Origin of the sequence: Burkholderia sp. 4NA327C6, assembly GCF_005502655.1 — a bacterium.
In the GTDB taxonomy this organism is placed as follows: domain Bacteria; phylum Pseudomonadota; class Gammaproteobacteria; order Burkholderiales; family Burkholderiaceae; genus Burkholderia; species Burkholderia contaminans.
On sequence record NZ_SCNZ01000082.1, the window covers coordinates 1 to 20,832 of the forward strand.

General features: G+C 59.9%; 24 protein-coding genes and 1 pseudogene. 2 read left to right on the forward strand and 23 right to left on the reverse strand.

The window, feature by feature from the left end; translation table 11 throughout:
* The 13 genes from FFS49_RS40005 to FFS49_RS40070 all read right to left on the reverse strand — a co-directional run.
* A partial coding sequence (locus FFS49_RS40005; RefSeq protein ID WP_137951067.1) for a TraV family lipoprotein occupies nucleotides 1-280 on the reverse strand: 280 nt, incomplete at its 3' end.
* A 2-nt stretch (nucleotides 281-282) separates the two neighbouring features.
* The gene (locus FFS49_RS40010; RefSeq protein WP_249362365.1) at nucleotides 283-1,182 is read right to left on the reverse strand and encodes a DsbC family protein; all 900 of its coding nucleotides are present in this window, start codon (nucleotides 1,180-1,182) and stop codon (nucleotides 283-285) included.
* Nucleotides 1,183-1,291: 109 nt separating this feature from the next.
* Nucleotides 1,292-1,645 carry a hypothetical protein gene (locus tag FFS49_RS40015; RefSeq protein ID WP_137910246.1) on the reverse strand — a complete coding sequence of 118 codons (354 nt, stop codon included), beginning with the start codon at nucleotides 1,643-1,645 and terminating at the stop codon, nucleotides 1,292-1,294.
* 2 nt (nucleotides 1,646-1,647) lie between these two features.
* Nucleotides 1,648-2,106, reverse strand: a complete 459-nt coding sequence (locus FFS49_RS40020; RefSeq protein ID WP_080322981.1) for a hypothetical protein — start codon at nucleotides 2,104-2,106, stop codon at nucleotides 1,648-1,650.
* A complete protein-coding gene (locus tag FFS49_RS40025; protein ID WP_137910247.1) occupies nucleotides 2,103-2,531 on the reverse strand; it encodes an HNH endonuclease signature motif containing protein in 429 nt (142 codons plus the stop codon). Before FFS49_RS40025 ends, FFS49_RS40020 begins: the two co-directional genes overlap by 4 nt.
* Complete coding sequence (locus FFS49_RS40030) at nucleotides 2,528-3,370, reverse strand: hypothetical protein (RefSeq protein ID WP_137910248.1); 843 nt, start codon at nucleotides 3,368-3,370, stop codon at nucleotides 2,528-2,530. Before FFS49_RS40030 ends, FFS49_RS40025 begins: the two co-directional genes overlap by 4 nt.
* Nucleotides 3,363-4,709 carry a TrbI/VirB10 family protein gene (locus FFS49_RS40035; protein WP_249362246.1) on the reverse strand — a complete coding sequence of 449 codons (1,347 nt, stop codon included), beginning with the start codon at nucleotides 4,707-4,709 and terminating at the stop codon, nucleotides 3,363-3,365. The genes FFS49_RS40030 and FFS49_RS40035 overlap by 8 nt, the downstream gene beginning before the upstream one ends.
* Nucleotides 4,678-5,424: a type-F conjugative transfer system secretin TraK gene (locus FFS49_RS40040; protein ID WP_080322979.1), complete on the reverse strand. Its 747-nt coding sequence runs from the start codon at nucleotides 5,422-5,424 to the stop codon at nucleotides 4,678-4,680. Before FFS49_RS40040 ends, FFS49_RS40035 begins: the two co-directional genes overlap by 32 nt.
* Nucleotides 5,421-6,032 (reverse strand): type IV conjugative transfer system protein TraE, encoded by a 612-nt coding sequence (locus FFS49_RS40045; protein ID WP_137910249.1) that lies wholly within the window; start codon nucleotides 6,030-6,032, stop codon nucleotides 5,421-5,423. The genes FFS49_RS40040 and FFS49_RS40045 overlap by 4 nt, the downstream gene beginning before the upstream one ends.
* Before the next feature lie 4 nt (nucleotides 6,033-6,036).
* A complete protein-coding gene (traL, locus tag FFS49_RS40050) occupies nucleotides 6,037-6,324 on the reverse strand; it encodes a type IV conjugative transfer system protein TraL (RefSeq protein ID WP_053526834.1) in 288 nt (95 codons plus the stop codon).
* Nucleotides 6,325-6,336: 12 nt separating this feature from the next.
* Nucleotides 6,337-6,735, reverse strand: a complete 399-nt coding sequence (locus FFS49_RS40055) for a hypothetical protein (RefSeq protein WP_053526833.1) — start codon at nucleotides 6,733-6,735, stop codon at nucleotides 6,337-6,339.
* 565 nt (nucleotides 6,736-7,300) lie between these two features.
* Nucleotides 7,301-7,798 carry a lytic transglycosylase domain-containing protein gene (locus FFS49_RS40065; RefSeq protein WP_053526747.1) on the reverse strand — a complete coding sequence of 166 codons (498 nt, stop codon included), beginning with the start codon at nucleotides 7,796-7,798 and terminating at the stop codon, nucleotides 7,301-7,303.
* Between the two features lie 722 nt (nucleotides 7,799-8,520).
* Nucleotides 8,521-8,772: a hypothetical protein gene (locus FFS49_RS40070; protein WP_137910251.1), complete on the reverse strand. Its 252-nt coding sequence runs from the start codon at nucleotides 8,770-8,772 to the stop codon at nucleotides 8,521-8,523.
* 283 nt (nucleotides 8,773-9,055) lie between these two features.
* On the opposite strand from FFS49_RS40070, the gene FFS49_RS40075 reads away from it, so the two are divergent.
* Entirely contained in the window at nucleotides 9,056-9,664 is a 609-nt protein-coding gene (locus tag FFS49_RS40075; RefSeq protein ID WP_137910252.1) for a helix-turn-helix transcriptional regulator, read from the forward strand.
* On the opposite strand, the gene FFS49_RS40080 is transcribed toward FFS49_RS40075, so the two are convergent.
* The 5 genes from FFS49_RS40080 to FFS49_RS40100 form a co-directional block, all read right to left on the reverse strand.
* A complete protein-coding gene (locus FFS49_RS40080) occupies nucleotides 9,661-10,452 on the reverse strand; it encodes a VUT family protein (RefSeq protein ID WP_244254387.1) in 792 nt (263 codons plus the stop codon). The two genes, FFS49_RS40075 and FFS49_RS40080, sit on opposite strands and share 4 nt — an antisense overlap.
* A gap of 186 nt (nucleotides 10,453-10,638) precedes the next feature.
* Nucleotides 10,639-11,163 (reverse strand): cupin domain-containing protein, encoded by a 525-nt coding sequence (locus tag FFS49_RS40085; protein ID WP_137910253.1) that lies wholly within the window; start codon nucleotides 11,161-11,163, stop codon nucleotides 10,639-10,641.
* A gap of 409 nt (nucleotides 11,164-11,572) precedes the next feature.
* On the reverse strand, nucleotides 11,573-14,467 hold the full coding sequence (gene mobF, locus FFS49_RS40090; protein ID WP_137910254.1) for a MobF family relaxase: 2,895 nt from the start codon (nucleotides 14,465-14,467) through the stop codon (nucleotides 11,573-11,575).
* A 6-nt stretch (nucleotides 14,468-14,473) separates the two neighbouring features.
* Nucleotides 14,474-16,591, reverse strand: a complete 2,118-nt coding sequence (locus tag FFS49_RS40095) for a type IV secretion system DNA-binding domain-containing protein (RefSeq protein ID WP_137910255.1) — start codon at nucleotides 16,589-16,591, stop codon at nucleotides 14,474-14,476.
* The gene (locus FFS49_RS40100; RefSeq protein ID WP_137910256.1) at nucleotides 16,584-17,000 is read right to left on the reverse strand and encodes a hypothetical protein; all 417 of its coding nucleotides are present in this window, start codon (nucleotides 16,998-17,000) and stop codon (nucleotides 16,584-16,586) included. Before FFS49_RS40100 ends, FFS49_RS40095 begins: the two co-directional genes overlap by 8 nt.
* A gap of 1,713 nt (nucleotides 17,001-18,713) precedes the next feature.
* On the opposite strand from FFS49_RS40100, the gene FFS49_RS40105 reads away from it, so the two are divergent.
* Nucleotides 18,714-19,025: a hypothetical protein gene (locus tag FFS49_RS40105; RefSeq protein ID WP_137910515.1), complete on the forward strand. Its 312-nt coding sequence runs from the start codon at nucleotides 18,714-18,716 to the stop codon at nucleotides 19,023-19,025.
* 164 nt (nucleotides 19,026-19,189) lie between these two features.
* Here FFS49_RS40105 and FFS49_RS40110 read toward each other — a convergent pair whose 3' ends face one another.
* The 5 genes and pseudogenes from FFS49_RS40110 to FFS49_RS40130 all read right to left on the reverse strand — a co-directional run.
* Nucleotides 19,190-19,489, reverse strand: coding sequence for an addiction module antidote protein (locus FFS49_RS40110; RefSeq protein ID WP_011695198.1), 300 nt, complete (start codon nucleotides 19,487-19,489; stop codon nucleotides 19,190-19,192).
* Nucleotide 19,490: 1 nt separating this feature from the next.
* On the reverse strand, nucleotides 19,491-19,784 hold the full coding sequence (locus tag FFS49_RS40115; RefSeq protein ID WP_053526869.1) for a type II toxin-antitoxin system RelE/ParE family toxin: 294 nt from the start codon (nucleotides 19,782-19,784) through the stop codon (nucleotides 19,491-19,493).
* Between the two features lie 102 nt (nucleotides 19,785-19,886).
* Nucleotides 19,887-20,309, reverse strand: a complete 423-nt coding sequence (locus FFS49_RS42830; protein WP_249362276.1) for a DUF3717 domain-containing protein — start codon at nucleotides 20,307-20,309, stop codon at nucleotides 19,887-19,889.
* Nucleotides 20,310-20,357: 48 nt separating this feature from the next.
* Complete coding sequence (locus FFS49_RS40125) at nucleotides 20,358-20,624, reverse strand: hypothetical protein (RefSeq protein ID WP_080322968.1); 267 nt, start codon at nucleotides 20,622-20,624, stop codon at nucleotides 20,358-20,360.
* A gap of 14 nt (nucleotides 20,625-20,638) precedes the next feature.
* Nucleotides 20,639-20,832: pseudogene (locus tag FFS49_RS40130) on the reverse strand (hypothetical protein); the annotation flags it as partial.

The following is a 20,832-nucleotide window of genomic DNA, read 5'->3' on the forward strand; positions in this document are numbered from 1 at the left end:
AACTGGCACTGACCGGAGCACCCGATGCGCTCGATGTAGTGCCGGGATCTCCGGCATAGCTGCCGAGTGCGATATTCGTCGTCGCGCCGGCGCCTGTATGAACGCGCTGATCGGGCAGGTTATGCGCCATCGCATTGGCATAGATACCGGACATGCTGCTGCAAAGCACGCCTTCGGGCGCCTTGCAGGCGAATTGCGAACTCGCGTCGTATCCGCTGAAGCTGCAGCCGGTCAGACCGAGAAGCGCGTAAAGCGTGACGAGATTGATCTTGCTTTTCATGGTCACTTCGCTCCGAGCCATTGATCGATTGCTTCGGCGCTGGCTGCGCCAGGCAACACCCGCCCGTCCTCGCTCACAAGTGCCGGCGTGCCAGAAATGCCCATGCTTGCGGCCAGCGCTTCGTTCGCGTCAATGGGATTTGCGCACGACACGAGCTTCGGTTCGACGCGCGGCGGTGCAGGTTTCTTGCCAGCGCCGCCAGTCGCAGCCGATCCTTGATCGCGCATCCAGCGCGACAATGCGAGGGGCATCCACGCGTGCAAGGTGGCAAGCCGGTCCTCGGCGCACCAGATCGCTATGGAATGCGCGCGGGCCCGCGGATGGATCGATTCGAGCGGATACATGAATCGATAGATCGTGACGTCCTTGAGCTTGGAGAGGTCGTCCTCCAAGGCAAGGCAGTAGGGACAATCAGGATCGTCGAAGATCGCGAGCTTGCGGCGGCCGGTACCATGAACCTCGACGAACGCGTCCTGAAGCCGGTCGGCCGGGAACCGCACCTTCTGCAGTGCTTGCTCGAGCGGCACGGTCAGATCCTGTTGCGTCACCATGTCGAAGAGGTGGCCAAACAGGAAGTACCGCCCGGTGACGTCCGTGTAGGCAACCTTGTTACCCATCACGACCTCATAGATGCCAGCCGACGGCGTGGCGGCGACCTCGCGAAACTGGGTCGCCGGGTAGCGTGCATGGAGCGCTGCCTTGAGCGCAGCAACCCCCGGATCAACGTTCGGATCGGCCGGGTTTATCTGCGACGTGGCACCCTGAGCGGCGGACGCCGTGACACCGACTTCAGAGCTTGGCCCGGCGACGTGCGCCGGCACGGTGGACGTACCTTGGGTGGTGCAACCCCACGCGATGCACGTCGTCATCAGAAGAGCGAAAGTGAATTTGGCCTGTTTCATTGGATCGTTGAGCATGTTGAGGAAAAGGGGCCGCCGACGAACGTGGATGCCGACGCGGGAAGAGGGGTCAACCACGTGCGGTCGCAACACTCGATCTTGCTGGACTCGGTCATCGCCGCACCATCATGCAAAGGTCGGCGCGGCGCTTGATCTCATCCGCGTATACGGTCAAGTCGCCGGTCAACACAACATGCGTGCGCGGTGCGGCGGGCACGCCGACATACTTTTCAACAGGGAAATCCGGAGTCCGCCTATCTCCGGCAATGCAGACGTTGTAGCCCCGCGAATTCGGAACATGCGCGATTGACAGCGTGCCCTGCGCGACCATCGCCTCGAGCAACGGGCGGATTCGTGCCGCGCTCAGGTGGAACTCGCTTGCCAACGCGTAGGCTGCATAGGCGACACGTGGGCGCATCGCAGCAAGTACATCGTTGGCAGTTGGCATATATTTGGCGCGCGGCATGGTCAGTCCTCCGCGGGCTTGCGGCGTTGCACGAAGTCCCACAGCGCGGCCGGCAAGAACCGCGCGTCTGCACCTCGCTGGTCGAGCATCATCGCGACGTTGCCAACATCCACTGGATCGCCCTTCGCGACGAGCTCGATAAGCTCGCGCGCGAGCGTCATCGCCGAGACCGTCGCGGAGTCGCTCCATCCGCCCCGGCCTTCTTCGCGCTTCTTGGCGAGCTTGCGTTTCATCCGTGCAGCGAAGAGGTCGACGGCGACATCGTCCGGATGCACTGAGCCAGCGCGTCGGTTCCACGCGGCCGCAGCGGCAGCGGCGTCGTTAAAGAGCAGCACCATCTGATAGCCGAGGCAAGCAAGGTCGACGCAGCTCCCACCGAACATTCCTTCCGACACGCGCATGGCGGCTTCGCGGTCGCAGAATGGACAGGGAATCAGTTGATATTGGCGTGGAGAGTTCACTGACGTTCTCCGGAAGTCACCGCACGCGCGGCTACACGCTCGAAATAGAAGACGACGGGCGCCCCGGTTTCCTCGATCAACCCGTAGCACTTCGCCAGGCGATACATCGGGTGATACGCATTGAGGGAGGCGACATGCTTCATGAGCGACTGGCGCCACTGCTCGAGCGACATCTGCCCCTTGCTGATGTTGCAAGGCGGACAGGACGGCATGTAATTCGACTCGACGTCACGCTCCGGATGCCTGGACGGCCCGCTCACAAGCTTCCATTGGCCATCCGCGGTACGCTTGGTCTCGACCGCGCGCACAACCGGGTCTACATGGTCGCCATGCCACCGATCGGGCAATGGCATTCCGCAGTACGCGCAGCGTCCGTCGTATTTGCGCCGGAGCCGATCGCGCTGGGCTTTCGTCAGTCGGCTCACGCTTTCTGCTCCAATGAGGGAGCGGCAGAATCGTGACAGACTGCCTCGCGATCCGCGCCTGCGCCCGCCTTGACGGCCGCAGCGGGTCGCGCTGCTGCCGTGGAACGGATCACAATCTCCACCTGTTCCCAGAGCAAGGGCTTGCACTCGCGAGCAAGTTCGTTCGGAAAGCCGGTAATGCCAATGGCACCGGCCGATGTTCTGATGTCGAGTTGGCCACCCATGACCGGACTGCTGGAAATCTTCGTGAGCTCGCCGGCGGCAACGATCTCGGTCGGCGCAGGAGCAGGCGCCACGGCCTCGCCTTTGTACCAGTGCATCATGGCGAGCAGGCCGATATCGATGGGGTCGCCCTTGTCGACGTGCGAGCGCAACATCGTCGATAGGTCATCCCGTTGCGCGCTCCACCAGCCGGTACGCCCCTGGGCTCTGCCCACCGCCATCTTTGCCTTCAACGCACTGTTGAACCCGTCGAGTGCCGCGTCGTCGAACGCTGCCGCACATGTCAGCGGATTCGCGTCGGTTACGGCTAACGAACCGAATTCGTTGCTGGAGAGGTCCAGCAGATCGGCAGCTTGCTTAAGAAACTCCAGGAAGCCAGATTGAAACGCGGGATCACTTCGAAATCGATCGGCACCGATATCCGCGAATCCGCGCACGTGCTCGGCAATGAGCGAAGCCGCGCCGAGCCAACCGGCAAGCGCCCGGCGCATTTCCGGTTGGTGGTAGTTGCCGTCTCCATCCTGCGTGAACGACGCTTCGTGCTCCGCTTCGTCCGCACACCGCTGCATTGCGGCCTCGAACGCTGTGACGGTCACGCTCTTCGTTTCATCAGTCATCGGTGTAGCCCCCATCGTTAGCACGGCCATCGTTGGCCAAGCCATCGTTGATGTTGCTGATATCGGAGAGGGCGCCGTCGTATTCGGCACCCTTTGTCACGGCGAACTCGACAATGCGACCACCGTCCGTTTCGATCACGGGGAAAAGCTTCTCGGCCGTGCGGATGTAGTACTGCTTAAGAGCGTCGGCGCCCCCAGAAACGCCACTGCCGATAGCAGCGCGGCCGACCTGGCTCGGATTGATAATGGAGGTCGACCCAAGGGCGGTATTACTGAGGGTGTTGGCGGACTGATTGAACGCTTGCCCAATCCCGGACGAGATACCGGCGAACACCGACATGGCCAATGCCGATCCGGCCTTCGAGACGAGCCGACCTCGCACACCCTCCTTGCCGTCCTCGCCCATCACGTTGCCCTTGATCGGCATTTCCACGGTTCGGCCGTTCTTCAGGATGCAGTCGAGCGTTTCGCCGCGCATGTGAGTGCGCTCGCTGGACACATCGCCATATGCCTGCGTCAGAATCCGGCACTCAGTGATGTCGAGCTTGCGGCTGTTCGGCAGATTGGCTGGGTCCAATACCTGGAGGAAGACCGGAAGCGGGTCGTGCTGCGCCTCACCTCCCGTTGGCGCGTCGACACCGTTCATCATGAATACGCGAACAAACGAGGAGCCCGGGATGAAGCTGACTTTCTTCTTGCCGTTGGCCTTCAGGCAGTCCTGCTGTGCGCGTGTCGCCTGATCCAAAGGCAACGACGAGTAGCGGGGATCGACGCAGTCGGCCCCGTTGCCGGTCGGTGTATTGAATTGAATGATGTCGAGCTTTGGAGGGGCGGCAGCCATATCGACACCGGGCTTGCCGGATTTGCCGAATGGCGGATTCAGGATTGCGCCCGTCTTGGCTGGGGCCCCGTTGAGGGGAATTGGCTTGTCCAGGGCCGCGCGGTCTGCCGTTGCTCCGGACGCGGGCGTGGGCGCGCTTGCCGGCGTGCTCTTCATCGCGTCGATCCGCTTGCTGAGCTCGTCCTGGGCTTTCGACAAGGCTTTCATCTGCGACACGGCATCGTCGGTGCGCGAATCTATACCCGACATCCTGCGCGTAAGCTCAGCGAGTTGCGCCTCGGAGTGAGCCCGCCAGGCATTGCGATCGTTCTGGTCGCCGAGGCTCGTGAACGGCACCTTCGTGGTGAATTGACGATTGGCCGGCCCGCTCTGCGTGAAGAACATACCAACGGCGAAGAGGCCAGCGAGGACGGCGAAACCGGCCACGGTCAGGATCCGCTGGCGGCGCTTGGTTGCTTGATTGACATCACTCATGGTCGCCCCGCTCACGAACGACATAGACGATCGTGCTGGCGCCGGCCGGCAGGTTTGCGTTTTCGATTGCGATGGCGAGCACGCCCGGCGCGTAGAGTTCGCGCTCGTCGACGGCCATGTCGGTGTGCGAGGTATTCGAGAGCGTGTAGGTCTCGCCAATGAAATCGCCGTCGCTGTACTGACGGACCAGCGTCAACACAGCCTCCTTCCAGAGCGGCACGACAGTGTCGACCGACGCGTACGACAGCTGCGGTGCCCCCCGACCACCGGCCATCGCCAGCATCATGAGTTTCACCCGCCGTTGAAAGGCCGATGCGTGGAGCGCTTGGGTCGAGCGCGCTGCAGGCGGTTCGATACGGATATCTTCGGCCGGTCGCGGACCAGGTACGAGCAACAAACGGTAGGTGGTGCCAGCGTCATCGATCACGAACACCGTGATCGACTCATTCAGCGCGGTGGGATTCGCGGGCATGAGCCAGAGCTTCCCGCCGTCTTGCGTCCACGAGATCGAGTTAGGTACGGCAGGCACGATCTTCGAAAAGCTGCGCCCCCCGGACATTGAGAGAACGTTGTATTCCGCCGCGGAGATCGAGACCTGCTGCGCTTGCCGATCCGCTCCCTTGACGACCTGGATCGCATGCGCACTAGCGGTAGTCAGGAACATCACGGTGGCAAACACGAGACGCGGCCTGAACGCGGTGGACAATTTCGGCGGCTGTCGATTGAAGGCAAATTTCATGATGCGGGAGTCTCCGTTGTGACCAGCGGCTCGACGCCTTGTTTGCCGCGCGTGGCTTCTCGGATGTCGAGGAGGACCAAGCGGCCGAAGACGGTGATTCCGAAATAGACCTCGTAGGTCTTTTGTTCGGAGCTCGTGCGTTTGCCGGAGATGTAGGTGGTCAAGGTGCCGGTGACCTTCACGGCCTTGTTGCGGAAGTCCACCTCACCAACCCCCATCGGCTCGAAGACGTTCGTCACGCCGTCGTGCTTGATCTGCAGCGCGTCGGCCTCCCATTCGGTCTTGAGCGCGGCGCGCCGATCGTCGTCGACCATGGACAGGAGAATCCGTACGTTGTTGTCGACGGTGGTCGGCGTGACACTTTTGGAAAGGGAAAGCACGTACGCGGCCTGATCGGCGAGGTACTGGTCGTTCGCGTAGCGGGCTCCGATGACGTAGGTGCCGCGAACGGCTGGCGGCATGATGATGACGCGCTGCGTGACGACCAGCCATGCACAGACGAGTGCTATGACTACACTGGTGGTACCGTTTCCGAGCAGTACTTTCTTCAGAAAGCGGTTCTCGGCCTGCAGCGCTTCGCGTGATTGGGCGGCTTTACCGGGGGTCATCGCGTCACCCGTTCAGTTCGCGAAGATCGGACGGCGGAAACTTCTTCGGCGCCGGCTGACCCAATACCCAGTACATGACGTGAGCCGACATACCGGGATGCTGGCCGGAGCTGAACTTCTGCCAAACGGCCGCGAACGCAACGCCCACGACAAGGCCAAGCAAGGTGTGGTTGAGCAACACACCGCCGATCGTGCCAGTAAGGCCGATCGCTGCTACATCCTTGCGAAAAAACAGAAACTTCTCCGGGTCGTCAAGGCGACTGGGCACGTAGTGACTGAGATCATCCGACATCGCCGCCCCCGCTCAAATTGTCGCGGTGTAGCTTGCGTCGATGATGCCGACGATCACGCCGACCGCGATGCCGATGCCGGACGGAATGACAAACGCACCGTAGTCCTTCACGAACATCGCTCGGACGCTGCCCCACAACACGCCGGCAAGGGCACATGTCTTACCGGGGTTGCCTTTTGCCCAACCTTCTACAGTCGTCGACCCTTGCTGGAACTCTGCGCCGTCCGTTCCGAACGCGTAGCGTGCGACCATCATCAGGGTGACGGCGAGCATCACGGCAGCGATGAAGTTCAGCGTTTCACGCACTTCGGGGTTCTGCAGCAGCGCCTTCACGCGATCCTCGAATGCAACGAGGGCGCTCGCGGCTCGATATTCGAGCATCTCGAGCTGGTTGAATTGAGCGGTATTCATCTAGTCCTCATGTGGTGGGTAGCCAGCAGCGCGGGCCGGGAGTAGTACTCGCGCCACTATGGGCAGCGCGAGCACGATTCAGGGAGAGAGTAGTTAAACGAACAATCAATCATTTATTACGGACTACTTACTACTTAACATCCTCCTTGGTCGAGTGGTGAATCGGTCAGCTGCGCGGACTAACGGTCAGCTAAATTCTTCGGCACCGCGCCGACGGTGTCGCCCGCCGTGCAAAGCGTCCGATTCGCCACCTTCGCGACTCGGTGGACATGTCGGATTCGCGCGTGCCGGGATCGGCGGTGCGTGGCGATCGGCGTAGGAAGCGCTCGAATGGGCTGGTTTTCCGCGGCCGATGAAGGGAGCGATAGATTCTCTTGAACGACAGACGTTGGTGCCGCGAGGTGCTTGATCGTCGGTTCAGGGCACGTGTCGCCCGAACAGAACACGTAGCGGCCGGAGCCGGGTTCACCGATCTGCGTGACGTCGTAGTCCGGAAGACGGGAAGACGCAAAGCAGGCCTGCGCAAGCGTCCCGACAATAAGGCCAAGAAGAGGGACAAGGCGCATCATCGCGTGCCCCCCGCGGCGACCTTGCCGAGCGTCGACTGGGCGCGGTAGCCGGCATAGGCATGCTGCACCAGCCGGACATAGCGCGCCTGAGCGGCGGTGTTCGTGGAACCTGGCCCGGTGTTGTAGCAACCGACGGCGGCCCAAGTCGCGCCCTTGGCCTGAATGCAGTTGGCGAGCACCCATGCGCTGAGCTTGAGGTTCACACATGGATTCAGGAGGTCGCGTTGGGTAACGCCGTAGCTCACGAGCTCGGGAAGATGAACATCGTTGATTTGCGCTGCCCCCCAAGCCCTGTGGCCGTCGGGCAAGCGCGGCCCAACCGCGCCGGGCATGCCACGAGATTCGACCCAGGTTATCGCCCGCAGGAGATCGGGATCCAGGTGATAGAGGGCTGCGGCCTCATTGAAGATATTGCCCTTGCAAACGTCCGCGGTCGCCGACGGCGCGGCGAGCAGGGCAAACGCGGCGGCAAGCGCCCCGCAGAAGGTGCGCATCGCACGCAGTGGGCGGCGACGCACGGAATAAAAAACGTAGCGAACCGGGTTGGCCCGAGACGCTACGAGACCGCCTGCAGTCGAGGCACTGAGAGAAGGAAGCGACAGGCGGGATACGAGCCAAGGCGACTCGTACCGAAAGAGCAACATTGAGCAAAAGGCATGCGCTTCTGAATAGAAGCGTGGCACCGGACCCGCAGGGCGAAATACGTGGCTGCGAACGAAGTCTGAGCATGCGCAGCGAAGGAAAGCCCTCTTCACCGGTGGCATTCCGGCGAGGGGTAAGAAGCGCATCGTCGCCCCAAGAAAAAGGGACGCATCGAACGCGTCAAGCCCGAAGGATTGACGTACAATATCTGTAGCCACGAGTGGTCTCTCTCAGCTTTCCCAGCTATTTGCTTGTGGTCAGGGCATATAGGGTGTTGGCGCACCCTGTATGTCCGTCTTAATTAACTACAACTGCACGACAGAGACATGAATGTTCGGATCATTTCCGAATTTGCGACGTAAGGATATCCGCAACGCCGCACATCCTTTGTTGTCTACATCAAAACCCACGGCGGTCAATGACCAAGATCGCGTACTACAAAACGGCTAGTAACACGCGGGCGGCGCAAAGAACTCACTACGCTTCCGAACGAGTGACTCAGTGGCCGTGTCTAGCTCGTGTTGGTAAGACCGACGCCGAGTACCCGTATCCCGATCCGTCTCGTTCGTACCGCTCACCCCTTCGGATTCCACTGCAGGGTGATCACATTTACGTTCAGCTCGTGCTTCTCAAAGTACTTCATCATGCTATCCAGGCTTGCCCACGTCCTCGGTTCATTGCGGAACGTATACAACGTGTGCAGCCCCTCCTTCCACGACAGTTCGACGACGAAGAGATAGCCTTTATCCGTGCGCAACACCGATGCGTGCTTGATAGCGTTGTTCTTCGCCGCATCCCGAAATTCCGCCTCAGTAATCTTGCTCAACCCACCCTCCAATGTGCTCAACTGGAGGATAGTAAAGCGATAGCTACCGATTCGGATGGTTCGGGTCAATTTCCACCAACATTCGCTTTATTGCATTGCATTAGAACATGAATTGCATTGCAAAACAACATATTTTGCAAGGCGCATTGGGAGGCCTTTGATCTTGTCCTCCTACCGAGACCCGCGCCGATCAGTCGACCAGCAAATGACGTTACGAACTGTAACAGGATGTTGAAAATTTTCAACTCCTTCGTTGAACAAAAAATAGGGTCGGGTATAGCGCGTGAAGAAAAAGGAAGAACTTACAAGCTTAGCGGCCACTTTTGTGGCAACCGTCAAGCACCTACAGCAGGAGGCCGGGGTCAACGACTCGGAACTGTCGCGGGCGATCGAACTTGACCGGGGGACCCTAAGCCGCCTTTTATCTGGTGAAACTATCGATCCGCGACTGAGCACGATCTCAGCGATCGCCAGGTTTTTCGCCGTTCCGATGTCTTCCCTCTTCGGCGAGGAGAGCAGGGGGTTCGTGCCCGTCTATGAGCAGCGGAGTCTACGCGACGCTCGAAAAGCATCCGCAACTCCCCGCCACGATCAGCTCTGGATCAAGGTATCGAACGCAAATTCGAGCCGGTTTGCGATTGCACTCACCCCCAAGAGCCGTACTGAACCGCTGCCGCCCAACGCCACCCTTGTCGTAGGAGATTACGCTTCTCTTGATGCTGGCGACCTGGCACTTGTTGAAGTGGATGAACAAACTTATACCTTCGTCAAATTGACAGATGGAGAAAGGCTCATCGGATACGACATTGAATCGACGTCAAAGCGCCGCCCGATATTGATTAATGAGCAAGCGATCATCGGAAAGGTTCTGGAAATTATAATGGGCCACTAGCCGCGAGCGAAATTGATTTTATAGTCATAGTAATCGACACCGTCACGCGACTTTATCCAGAGAACGATCCTTGAAAACAAGACGGAGAACGCCATTTCGTACAGCATCTTTATCGTAATTTGAGCAAGCACTATCTTGAGCAGCACAATCAACGGCACTACACCGTAAAACAAGAGCGTTCCAAACAAAACGCTATCGACAACTGCTCCGACGGCGTTCGCGGCAAGGAACCGAAGGATCAAGGCGCGACCTTTTAGTGCGATCTTCAACCGAGATACAACCAGGGAATTAGACAATTCGCCCGCGAAGTATCCAACTGCCGACGCGCCAAGCGCTCGCATCATTTGATGGGACACCCCAAGAACGCTGCCACCCAGCCATCCGGCCTTCTCAAGCGAGAGAATAATCAAAATGACCGGTATGTTGACTAAAAATGCACCCCAGATCACGTGCCTGCTTACGACGAAGCCATACGTTTCCGTGATGCAGGCCCCAAAACAATATGTCAATGGAAAAACGACAAGCGCCGTAGGAAAAAGAACGCTGTACCCATGGAGGAAAGGTAGGTTGATGGTGGTAATACTATCCCCGATTAAATTGGTGGTGACCAACATGACGCTGAAAAGCGCCGTAAGATAAATAATCCCGTATGGGAAGTGTGGCACTCGCTCGGTGATGTTCTGGATATTGACATCGCTAGCATTTACGGTAGCGAGCAATGCGACATCATTGGCAGAGAATTTACCGATCCAGTCTGCCTCTAGAAGTTTCCCAACGGGGAGTTTCATTGAAATACCCGTATCATTCACTCGCACTCTTGCGACCGAAAATCGCTTTTCGCCATCCTTCGGGAGAATCGCCTCAACTTGGCATCTCGGGATACTATTTGCCATTACCATAACTAAGCCTTTCCAAATCGATCCGCCAAACAAACGAAAGAGCCGCCGGCCGCGCTCGAAACACGAACGCTCGCGTCACTTTGGGAGGTTCTGGTACGCCATCTTCAAGATAATATCTCGATATTTCGGATATTTTTCCAGCAACTCGGCCTGAGTAAGAATTCTATAGTCAGCATCATCAAAGCCCGGCACAACAGCGCAACTGACGAGGGTGTAATCACCTGAATCAACCGACGCCCCGAAAATCCATCCTCCATGCATCACAGTCGAGAGTACCTCGCCATGTTCGAGGTTAGGGCCGAGACGAACTGACCCATATGCACCCTTCTCATCGATGAAGTGCATCGTCAGCGGATCGCCAGCGTGGTAGTACCAAATTTCATCGGATACCATTTGGTGAAAGTGTGACGGGCTGTCATGCGTCACCATGAAATATATTCCGCTGTAATTTTTCCTCTCAGTACCACTTGCGGTTTTTCGAAAAATATCCGAACCAAATACATATCGAAAATACCCCCCTTCGGGGTGAGGTTCGAGACCCAGCTTCTCCTTCCAGAATTCGCTAGACTGCTGTTTGCTGATGCTTTTCGTCTTCGACATTACGTTTCCTGCAGGTATCATGAAGAAAGTTACAAAAACCGAAACGACAGTGACTCGTGCGAACACTGCCACCGACCCTCTACTAATAAATTTATTCTTTTTTGCAAACATACGATGTGGTGTTAGTTGAAATTTATACAACATCGTGAGACCGCGGGCGCCAGGGCCATAGTACCGCTGCTGATCCTACACGATGATATCGGCCTCGATTTTGGATCCTTTACTGCTTGGTCTTTCGACGATCTCTGCATCGATCGCCGTCAGCAGATCGAAAGGGATATTGGAGACTCCCACTGCGTTCTTTCGATTCGATTTATTGCGGTTTGAGAAATAGCCGGCGACCGATCGGCGTCTCTCGACCTGGTTCAGTCCAGCAAGCTAGCCGGGTTCCTGCAGGGCCGCTGCAACGTCAGTCCGGCTCGATCTGCATCTGCTGGGCAGCTTGCTGGCGTCGCTGGCGCTGCGGCCGGTCATTCGTCTGCTCTGCCAACTCATGCTCACGCAGCGTTTCGATGGCGCTCGACTTATCCTGGTGGCGTGATACGGCCGCCCGAGCAAGAACTGCGTCGGTCGTGAAAATCTGGAGGTCGTCAACGGCCCGCGTGAGGCCGACATAGAAGCTGCGGTCACCGAAAATCCGACGCACCGTCATCGCGACGTCAGACTGGCGCCGAGCATCTTCCGGATCACGCTCCATTTTGTGTGCGGGGATATGCAGCATGGCTTGCTCGCGGGTGGCGCCCTGGCCCGCGTGGACCGTCGCCGCATAGGCATGATCCCAATGGCGCTGCGCGTCTAGCTCCCAGGGAATTTCCTTGCCATCCGCCAGCCGTAGGACCGCCTGGTTCTCGTGGACAGAAACGACGGTCGCCTCGTGGCCATTCTTGACGAGCTCGTCGCCGCGGGTAAAGCGAATGACGTCACGCGCGGCAAGACTCCTCGTTTCCGAGAGATACACCTCCACCCGGTTGTACCTCTTCGGCTCCCACTCCATTAGAGAGCCGTCGGACTTCCGGAGAACGACGATACCCTCGTCGGGTCGAGTACCCTCAACGCGCATGTATTCGCCGCGGGACGCTAGAATTTTCTGATAGTCCCGACCAAACCGCACGGTCATATCCCTAGTGTAATACTGCGCCTCCTTCTGCTTGGCCCGGGTCATGTCTCCGTCGGACCGGAGGATGGTGTGCTCCGAGTCGTTGACATCCAGCTCGCCGCGCGCCTGCAGTTCAGCCCGAACCGCATTGTTGATCTCGACGCGATCCTCGTTAAACGGCGTGATGATGATGGTCTGATTTCTTCGCGGTCCCCGGTCGGCGTACTGGCGCGCCATCAGGTCGATCAGGTCTTGCGGATTGTCGTGTTCTGTCACGCGCCCAGCTTGCTCGAGGAAGTCAAAGGCGCGAGCGTTGCGAGCGAGGTTCAGGTCGGTGAGGGGCTCATCTACCGCAAGGTCGGCTGTGCCCACGGTGATCGCGACTGCCTGCTGCAGCTCGGGATTCTTCTGGCGCTGGATCTGGGTCATCTGGGCGGTGGCCACGCCCTCGTCCTGCAGGATCTCAAACGGTTTACCTGCTTCGATGGCCTGCAGCTGGAGGCGGTCTCCGAGGAGAATGACCTTCGCATCTGCTCGTTCCGCCATCTTAAATAGGCGCGCCATTTGCCGTTGGGCGAGGAATGACGACTCGTCGACAAGCCAGAGCTCGCGCTCCCGCGACAAGTCCGGTACATACTCGCGGAGCAGCTTCAGATCATCCTGGCGCCGCTGCTCATGGATCTCGAACATCGTCACCGTATCGGCCTTGATACCCGAATCGTTCTCGAGCTGTTTGGCAGCCTGGCCGGTAGCCGCCATCCCCCGGACGAGCCAGCCCTGCTCGTGCGCGACCTGGACGGTTCCCTTGACCATCGTGGTTTTTCCCACGCCGGCAAGTCCCTGAACCGCGACGATCCGGTCTTTGCTGGTCAGCGCATGCTCGATCGCAGCTCGCTGGCCAGGGGTGTAGTCGAAGGTGGGATCGTTCCGCTCCACACGCGCGGTGGCGATGGCCTGTTCGATCCTGGACCGGACCAGTTCGGCTGGCGCTATCGCCGGCGTCGCGTCTCGCTGCGCGAGCGCATTTTCGACCGTCCAGCGCTCCGTGTTGAGCATCTTCTCGGTGGTGATGTTGCCGTCCGGAAGGTCGACAATCTTGCCCTGATCGACCAGCTTCTTGTACGCATCGAGAATCTGATTTGGAGACGTTCGCCCGACCGCGTGCTCCAGCGCGGTTTTGACCAGGTCATATTGGTTCAGCACGATTTCGCGCTCACCAAGGTGAGACGCTGCAAACCGCAAGGCCTCGATACCGGACAACTTGACGACCCGTGCATCCGTTCCCGCTTCCCGCGCCTCGCGTGCTTTCTGCCGGATGACGCTGTAGTCGAGGTCGACTGTCTGTGCGCGCTCACGCCATTGAACTGACAAGGCGTCATGGTCGACACCAACCTTCCGTTCACGGGTGGCCAACACCGCGCGCTCCTTCTCCGCCGGCGTCGCGCTCGTCGGATCGATCCCATTTGCACGCAGCCATCGGTCACGCGCGGCCGAACGCTGGCTGAAGTGCTCGATCTGCTCTCGGGTGATGCCGACCAACTCAAAGTTTCCGTTCTTGTCCGGCGCAGTAATGGCATAGCCACGCTTCTGCAATTCGCGTGCGAGCGAAGAAGTGTAGACGGCGCCGATCACCTTCTGCTGCACGTACAGCTCGTCATTGGTCAGCGATCGCCATTCGCCGTCTGAGCGCTGGGTGGCGTTCATGATCAGCGCATGAGTATGGGTGTCGGGGTCGAGGTCGCGGCTCGTATTGTGGCGAAAGAGGGCGGCTACAACGTTGCCGGTCGGTTCGACAAGCGTCTCGCCATCGACCGTTTTGCGAGCCTGCGCGACATACGCCTCGACGTACTCGAGCGCCTCCTTGACGGCTTTTTCATGGGCGAGACGGACGTCGCGATCTTCGAAAACTTCGGCAGCGATACTGACGCTCTTCGGTGCCGAAAAGGTCAAGTCGATCCCAGGCCGATGTACAACTTCGGGCTCGCCATTCTCGTCCAGGACGACTCGACCAAGCTGCTGGTCTCCGACCTGTCCAGACAGCAGCTTGAAAAACACATTGCGATCGACTTGCCCGTTCAGACCGAGGGTGGCCGCACCCTTGCCGAACCAGGCGGAATGCTCGAGCCCCTGATCGGTGGTGTAGTAGTTATCCTTCGAAAAATAGTGGAGTGCCTGGCCGGCGCTGCCGACATTGTGCATGCTCATCATCGCGCGTCACCCCAACAAGTCACCGAGACCGGCGCGGCCGGTCGGCCGTTGGCCGGCACCCGGTTCGCGGGAAGTCGACGCGCCGTGAACCTCGCCGGTGTCGCCGTCCACGACTTCACCCGTCGCCAGCACAACCAGATTCGAAGTGGCCGGGGCCGATTCAGCGCCAGTCGGCGTGGCCGCAACGTCATCCGCACGGGACGCCGCAGCTGCCGGCATTTTGTTCGCGGCAGACGAGCCTGCGGGTGGCACCGATTGCTCCGCGGACGAAGACGTCGCAGTCGCGTCGGTCGGCGCGGGTGACGGGGATGGTGCAGTTTCTGCCGGCGCCGCGGAACCGGGTGCGGGCGGCGACAGCGCCGCGTGGCCACCGGGTGCGGCGTGTGCAGTAAGCCACGTGTCAAAAGTCCGACGGGGAATGAACGGTGTGGCAATTTCGGGCCGATGCGTATATTTGTATCTCACCCGTGCGACGGGGTAATCGCTGGGTGTGACCAAATAGCCCTCCATGTCGGGCAGACGTAAGATCTCGGAAGAGAGGACAAGATCCCGAAGGTTACGGCGCGCGAAAACACTCATACCGTCGCGACGCTCATCGATCCCGAGATTCAGACTTTCCTCTTTCTCGTCCAGATCAGCCTGCCCGATCGCGTTGGCCAACGCCTTGGCAGCGTCACCGTCGGTCACGCGCAACAGGAGCTTGGTCTGACATCCGGAGATGATCGTGCGCGCAAGGTGCTCGCCATAGATCAAGAAGAGTAGCGAGAAATCCTGGATGCCGATCACAAAGCAACCGCCAAACTTGCGAATGTTCGTCACGGCGAGCTTCATGATCTCCAGTTTCTGCAGCGTAGGGAGCTCGTCGTAGAAATACCAGAGGCGTTCGCGATGAATCGGCTTGAGCGCAAGAAGCGAGCGGATTGCGATGTCACACCAGAGGCTGATTAGCGGAAGCAGGGCGGTTTTCTGCTCTTCGTTGACGGTAATGAACAGCCAGGAATCGTCGTCTTCGTCCTCATTCTGGATCCACTCGCGGATCGAAAACGGTTCACCTTCGTCATGCAGGTAGCGGAAGCAATCAAGCTGGTTCTGCACGGTCATCTTGAGGCTCATGCCCGTACGCTCAGTGATCGGATCAACGTAAGTGGCGGCAGACTCGTTCGCGAGGATGGCGTGTAATTCGTCCAGATTGCTGTGAGCGATGGCCTTGTACAGCGCGGCGTTGGTTCGCTTGTTGTCGTCACCGAGCGCACGGACCGCGCCCTTGAAGACCATGCGCCCGGCGATGGCGAAGAACGGATCCGGAACGTTCGGCGGAATCGGGATAAGCCCCTCTGCCAGCCCGTCGTAATGGATTTCACCCTGGATTTCGCGCCACACGTTCCAGTTGGGACTGCGCGCATCGAGCGGATTCAGGATGATGTCCTTGCCTTCCCGAAAAAAGGTAGCCGTGAACTCGCCCGACGGGTCATAGACGATCGCTCGCTTTTTGTTGGCGCGGACCTGCTCCATCAGCGCGAAAAACTGCTGAGACTTGCCGCTACCCTGGGCACCGGCGAAGAGCGTACCGAGCACTTCGGCCTTCTTGCGCATCGGCACGCCGGCGATGCGATACGGGCTGGCGTCGTCTCGGCTTTCCAGTTCCTTGACCAGTGCTTTCGGTTTGACGAGCCTTGCACCGCGAACCTGCTTCTCGGCGAGTTTTCCGCGACCGTACTCCATCCAGAACAGGACGGAAAGAAACGTCACGGCTATAGCGGTAAGAACAGCGTACAGGGCGGCATTTCGCGCATAGACGAAAAACTCTTCGGCGGCATCGTCAGTAAATGACAGCGCGGCGGCTGGCGGCAATTCCGTGTCATTGCTGGCGAAGTGGAACGAGACGTTCGGATTGGCCATGGGCACGACGGTGAGGATTTCAGCCTCGACGTGCTTGGCCGTCAAATAGCGTGTTTCGGCCGACGTGACGAAATACAGATATGCGCCGCCGGCCAGCGCGCCGACGAGAATGCCCGCGATGACCACCGCCACGACCGCGCTGGTGAGGAGTTTTGCCTGCTGCCACCAGAGGGCGGTTCCCCGAGAAAAAGTCGCAATACCATTGGGCGAGCGTTGATCAGCCATTGCTCTCTCCCAGCAGTTTCTTGGTAGCAGCCTCGGCGCGATCCTGTGCCTGATGTAGGAACTGTATGTTCCTGTCGCTGACGATTGTCGTCAGCACTTCGCGACAGAGATAGATCGCTCGAACAAGATCGGTTGGAAGCAGATGGGAAGAATTCCCACCGGCATGTGCGGCTTGGCCGTTCGCCGCTTGTGCGGAAATCGGTATAGCGGAGAGCAGCGCGTTCAGCCGCCTTTCGATCTGTTCGACGTTATCGTTCACGATCCCGCGAACGAGGATTTGACGACAAAACTCCGCTACCGGAACGCCAGCCTCGTTTGCCTTTCTGCGATAGAACTCGTTGGTGGGTCTATCGAAACGAAGGGTGATACGCTCGGATTTGCCTTTGCTGGCATGACTTGATCGTGGCATGTGCGCCTCAGCATACACATCGCCCCATTTTTCCCCGACCGACCTTCTAAAGAGGTCAGCTAATCAAATAGTTACGTCATTATAGTGGATGTAAATGGTTTTCGGTGTCTGCCGCGTATGCATCCGGATTCGGTGCGCGATTGACAGCGACTTCTCTTTTATATTCATCGGCTTATCCTATCGATAGCGTTTCGGTGTCTGACAATTTGGACTCCGATGTTTCCAAAATGCCCGCCATTTAGACACCTTTTCGTTACGGCGATGGCGAGATCTTCGCAGACATGCGACGTTTGGCTGCCACGTTCCAGCCTTATGCAGCAAAGTATTGCGCGATTTGGGATGTGCTTCGGTGGCAGCGCGTATGCGTTTCGGTGTCTGCCAGTGTAGAGCCTTGCGCAGCAAGGCTCTACACACCCGCAACGGAGTTGCGTGGTGTGTGACCGTCTGGTCGGGGGGTGGGGCTTGCCCCACGGGTCGCCCCCCCGGACGGACGGTATCTGGATGGTGATGCCCGGACGGGTCCGGGTATCACCGGTTTTTCAGCAGGCGTCGCGATCGGCATCGCAGCCAGCAAGAGCGAGGATTTCGTTCCATTGAGGCGTTCGCCTGGTTGAGGCACAGACGCGATTTGCAGGATTTCCTTGGCACGAGGGACGGACGAGAAAAGCAGAAAAGGTAGGCGAGCGTCGATCCGTTCAGCACAGGGAAAAAACGGAAAAGCGAGGTCGGACGAAGGCAGGGCGAGGACAGGGAGACATTCGGAGCGCGGGCGGTGGTTATGCCACGCAGGTTTTCCACATATCCACGGGTCCGGACCGACGTCACGATGCATCAACATCGCAAGAGCGTCGGCCGCGCGCCGTTTTCCACAACGGTGTTGGTTGTGGGAAACGGGAGAAGCGCGGGGACCGGTGGATATGTGGGAAACCTGCCGGCGTGCGCGGATTCCGGGCGTGGATAGATGGGCACCGAGCAATAGCCAGAGAGAAAACGCTGTGAGCACGGTTGGTTTGCCGGTTTTCGGCGGGCGCGACTTTGCGGCCGCCGAACTGGGACTGTCCAATGCGTGCATTGGGCACTGGAGGGGGGCCGCGCGGGGCGGCGGCCGCGGCGGCGGGCGGGTGCCGCCCCGCGCGGCGACAGTTGCACAAGCACGGCGGCGTCGACTAAATGCGCGAGGCGGTTGAGGCGGCGGCCGCGACGTTGGCGGCCGCCGCGCTCGAGCTGCGCAATGCGTGCATTGCGTCTGAGTGGATGGTCCGCGCCGGGCGGCGGCCGCGGTTTCGCGCGGGCGACGCCCGGCGCGGCGACAGCATGAAAGTCGCGGGGCCGGGGGCTCGGCGAACTGGTTGGTCGGGCCGGCGGCCGCGACGGTGGCGGCCGCCGTGCTCGAGCTGCGCAATGCGAGCATTGCGCTCTGGCTAGGTGGTCCGCGCGGGGCGTCGCCCGCGCGAAACCGCGGGTGACGCCCCGCGCGGCGACAGCAGGAAATATGCGGGGGCGCCGGATCAGCGCTCGGAGCGGTTGCGTCGGCGGCAACTACGGTGCCGGCCGCTGCGCGCGAGTCGCGCAGCGGGCAATTGCGCCGCGACGGATGAGGCACGGGGCAGCGGTGCGACAGCGGGGTATCAGGCCCCAGTCCTTTACGTTGCGCGGCCGAATTCCGTTACACTTCGCGGCAAGGGGGAGGGGCAAGATGGAGTAATACAGGCCATGACAGCAGATACCGGGAAGACAGCGCGCAAACCGCGATCGATCGAAGACGAGATCGCGAGGGCGGCGGCGAAGCTGAAAAAACTGCAGGACCAACAGCGCGAGATGATCCGCAGGGATCGCGAGCGGAATCATAAGGCGGTGCTCGAGCTGCTGCGCGCGGAAGGGCTCGACGAGATCCCGGCGGAACAGTGGAAAGAGCGGCTCGAGGCGGTAAAAGTCGCACTCGCGAAACCGGGTGAGACCCCGGTGCCGGCGAAACCCGCCCAGGGCGTGCCGCCAGCCGCTGTCGCCGACGGCGCGTCGGTGTGATCGTTGGGGCAATCCGGCGACGCGCGAAGTATGCGCGGAGCGGGATTGCCCCGATTCATTTGCGCAGCGCGCAAACTGGCTAACGCATTGGTCGCGGGCTGGCGGGTGGTCGCGGCGTAGCGGCGAGCGCCCGCCAGCCCGCGACGCCGCGCAAAAATCCCGGCTCAGGCGTGCTCGTGTACAGGCGTCGTTACGGTCAAAGTGAGGCCGAGCGCGCGCACCACACGCAGGATCGTTGCAAATTCCGGGTTGCCGTGCTCGTCCAGCGCTTTGTAGAGGCTTTCGCGGCCAACGCCCGCATCGCGCGCAATCTGCGTCATGCCGCGCGCACGCGCCACAGTGCCGATGGCTTCCTGAATGTCGGCAGAATCGCCAGTCTCGAACGAAACCCGCAGATATTCGGCCTGCGCCTCGGGTGTGTCGAGGTATTCGGCCGCGTCGAACGGCGTTGTCTTGATACCCATGTCAATCTCCCAATTGCGCCGAAAGCGCGATAGCGCGCTCAATGTCGCGCTGCTGCGTTGACTTGTCGCCACCGCATAGCAGGACGACGAGCGTTGAGCCTCGTTGGACAAAGTAGACGCGATAGCCGGGGCCGACGTGCACGCGCATTTCGCTCACCCCGGCACCCACCGATTTCACGTCCCCGTACTGGCCGCGCGCGAGCCGTTGGATCCGCTTGGCAATCTGCGCGCGCGCGATGTGGTCGCGTAGGCCGCGCAACCATTTCGCGAAATCGTCTGTCTGCTCGATTCTCATTTCCTATATAGTATCCCATGGGATACACAAATTCAAGGTGCGCTCCAGCTACCGGCCGGACGGCCCGGCGATGCGATCCGCGCTCGCCGGCGGGCACGGCTCTCACGCGACGCGCTCGACCTCTACAAACTGCGAGCCAAAGAGCGATTCCGCACGAGTCCAAGCCTCTTCGTAACTACCTGCGTCGATGATCTCGACGTCGAATCCAGCCTCTGTCTTGTAGGTGATCGCCCACTGTGCGCGCATGTCAAATCTCCCTTGTGAAGTCCCGCTATAACGGACGCGGGTGGCGTCGATGACGCGTTGTTGCGAAAACGCGCCGTCGAACACGGCGCGTTGCGCGTCGGACAGGTGCGTCACGTCGATCTGCGTAGCGCCGTTCACGATCATCAGCGCGTAGGGTTCGGCAAGAATCCGCGCTTCGCGGCACAGGATTGGATCACCATCTCCGCTCGGTTTGCGGGCGCGCCAAATGTTGATCGCGCGCTCGATCTGCTCGATATGCAAAACTGTTGTGTTGTTCATCGCTTTCGCTCCGATCGGCGCGCCAGCTTCGCAGCGCCCGCAAATGGGTCAATGGAAGATGCCGAGTGCTTCACGGATGACGCGTTGAGCGCTCGCAGCGCCGTAGCGCTCGCCCCGTGCGTACGCCTTTTCGTAGATCTTGATCGCGACATTGATTTGCCACGCGGTCCAGTCAATCGTAGGCAGCGTAAATGCCAGTTCGCCGTCGTCGCCATGATGTACCGCGATGGAAGGCGCGGCATTTTCGGAACACGCAATCGCGAAAAAACCTTCCATGATACTTTCGATCATCAGTTCGTCAGTCGGGTAGCTCATCGTAAGTCTCCGGGTTATTGCCAAACCGGCGACCAAGCACCGGTTGCTTGGCGAAAAAGGGTGATGCGCTTTGCGGTGCCGTCGATCACGGTTTCGAGCCGCACGGCGCGCGCGTCGTCATCATGGCGGGTCCAGCGATGCAGGACGCGAATCGGGGCGTCCATAGCGCACCCGAGCCAGTGCGCGGCCGTCGCACGCAGCCTATTTT